The organism is Mameliella sp. MMSF_3455, assembly GCF_030733205.1.
GTDB lineage: Bacteria > Pseudomonadota > Alphaproteobacteria > Rhodobacterales > Rhodobacteraceae > Antarctobacter.
Genome location: NZ_JASHJL010000112.1, coordinates 1 through 1,114 on the forward strand (window position 1 = coordinate 1; position 1,114 = coordinate 1,114).

Annotated in this window: 1 protein-coding gene; it reads right to left on the reverse strand. The window is 54.6% G+C overall.

Annotated features, from left to right (window positions below; all coding sequences use genetic code 11):
- Window positions 1-94: 94 nt before the first annotated feature.
- Window positions 95-1,114, reverse strand: a 1,020-nt coding sequence (locus RBB42_RS28065; protein WP_305972727.1) for a Hint domain-containing protein, incomplete at its 5' end; no start/stop codon positions are given.

The following is a 1,114-nucleotide window of genomic DNA, read 5'->3' on the forward strand; positions in this document are numbered from 1 at the left end:
CCCTCCGTTCGGTTCCAATGGAACCATCATGGCATATGAGATGCCGTTGGTGGGGGCATCCACCGCATCAGTTCAATACCAGCTTGAATCACGCTTAACAGAGACTGTGAGTCTCTTTTGTCAACATCGCCTGGAGCGGAACCTTGCCGCGTTTTATCGCTCTTACAGGCCGGAGGCCATCAAGCCTTTCAGGGAGGTCTTTCGTTTTGCAATACGGCGCGCGAGGTGGCCCATAGACATCTGAAACGCAGCTTGCTTGGAACTGTGGAAATTTCGCCAAGAACAGCAGTCTCTCGGCCAATCCCAAAGACGAAATGGCCTGTGCCCCGGGATAAAAGCTTTCCGCCTGGATCCCATTTGCAAACACGATCTGATGCTTGCGAAAAAGCAAGTGAACGTATTTGACTTTGGATTTGCCTCTAGCGACCCTTGCTTTTCCGCCAGCTATCTTGGCAAGTTGACTTGCCCGTACGAGACGAAGGGCCCCTCCGGATTTTGGTGTGACGGCAATTCCGTGCTGAGCGGACACCAGCAAACCTCTGGGGTCTCCAGTCCAATCGCCATCGAGCCAGACAGGTTTGAGATCAGGATTTTCCAATAGATCGTCCTGATCAAGATTTCGCGTCGTATGCCACAAGACGGGTTGCGGCCCATCGTGAACGGTCTCCACCAGATCGCCAACGCCAAGTTGTTCCACCAGTTTTTCGCCATCTGGTGTCATGATCATGGTACCGGATGTGAAGCAGGGAATGCCCGACGCATACAACTGACCGGGTGTCATCTCGTAAGGGCTGACACCCTGCAGTGTGACAGTTTCGCCCAAAGGAAAAGTGAGTACCGCGTTTCCATATCCATCGTCCGATACGCTCACATCGTTTGCCGTTACCGGTGCTCCCTCAGCCGTGGTGATCTCCGATACATCGAAACGGTCGTTCGACGCACCGTCCCCATCGGAATCCCCAATATCGAAGTCCGTTACGGTATCGTTTCCGGCACTTACGGTTATGACGAAGACATCGTTTCCTTGGCCACCAGCCAAGGTGTCGTTGCCGTCGCCGCCCGCCAGGCTGTCGTCGCCGTGGTTGCCCTCGATAAAGTCATCCGCGCCGGTGCC